This is a genomic window from Shewanella sp. 3_MG-2023, assembly GCF_030548765.1.
Lineage (GTDB): Bacteria > Pseudomonadota > Gammaproteobacteria > Enterobacterales > Shewanellaceae > Shewanella.
Window position 1 is genome coordinate 1 of sequence record NZ_JAUOSH010000079.1, and the last position, 1,167, is coordinate 1,167.

At 39.6% G+C, this 1,167-nt stretch carries 2 protein-coding genes; both read left to right on the top strand.

Annotated elements, in window-relative coordinates; genetic code table 11:
• The first annotated feature begins 182 nt into the window (after positions 1-182).
• Positions 183-509, top strand: a complete 327-nt coding sequence (locus Q4591_RS20050) for a hypothetical protein (RefSeq protein ID WP_303446297.1) — start codon at positions 183-185, stop codon at positions 507-509.
• Between the two features lie 115 nt (positions 510-624).
• Positions 625-1,083 (top strand): nuclear transport factor 2 family protein, encoded by a 459-nt coding sequence (locus Q4591_RS20055; RefSeq protein WP_006086915.1) that lies wholly within the window; start codon positions 625-627, stop codon positions 1,081-1,083.
• The last annotated feature ends 84 nt before the right edge of the window (positions 1,084-1,167 follow it).

Consider the following 1,167-nt stretch of genomic DNA (forward strand, 5'->3'; position numbering starts at 1 on the left):
AGCATGTTAATAAACGGTGACCTTCCTACAGAGGACTTTCACCTCATTAGTTCATGCCCATGCTGGGCGTACACAAGGCACTTAAACGGAACTAAAACAGTTGGTTAGGTTTCGTTCCTCAACATTATAACCAACAATTTTAGTCCGCTTAGTGCGGCGTTATGTCACAAGGAGGTCAATCAATGTTAGATCGTATCGAAGAGTTTTCTGCTGAATATTTAGAGAAAGGTAGTGGTGTTATATGGGAGTACTCTCAAATTGGAAAAACCATTGTTTCTCCTAACAATGATAACGTGAGGTTCAGCCTTAGAAAAATTGACGGCTCAGAGGATATTGAAGACTTTTCTACAATAATTAATATTGAAGATGGGGAATATTTTATCAAGTCGGATTATTATCAAGATCCTTCCGAGTGGTATGAGTTGAAAGTTTCACAGGATGATGGAGAAGTCGTATTTGAGGAAGAAGATGATGAAGGGAAGCTCACTATTTTTGCAGTAGTGACATAACAAGCTAATAAATAAGGACAAAAAACAGTTGGCTGTTTTCGTTCCTCAACATTTTAGCCAACAATTTTTTGCCCATTATTAGGGCGTTATACCCAAATTAACATAGGAGGTTATTTTGAAAAGACTGTATTTATTTTTGTTATCCCTTTCGATTTCTCTATCACTTAGTGCAGGTGAAATTGATTTAACAGAATTTGGAAAATCGTACTTTACAGCATGGAAAGCTACCCAAGCACCAAATGCGACTAAAAAGGACATAGAACATTATTTGTCGTTTTTAAAAGATGATATAGGGCACCAACACCTACCTTACGATCCAGATGATTCGCGCTTATCGGACGGAAAAGACAGCATGCGAAATGGTATGTCATATTATCTCGGCTCCCATACAGACTATTCAGCCGAACTTTTTCAAGTTGTCCCAGCCTATAATGTTGTTGTTATCACTTACTCAACCAAAAGCAGTGGTATTCATCCCCAAACTAAAGAAATGATGCATCAGAGTTACGACACTATGGAAGTATTAGAAATAGAAGACGGCAAGGTGTCGGTCATTAGGAAGTATTCAGAATAGTGCAAGGGTATAATCGGGTAGCCGGAGGTATCTAACCTCCAGCCCCCACACCACCCTGCATGCGGCTCCGCACAGGGCGGTTCA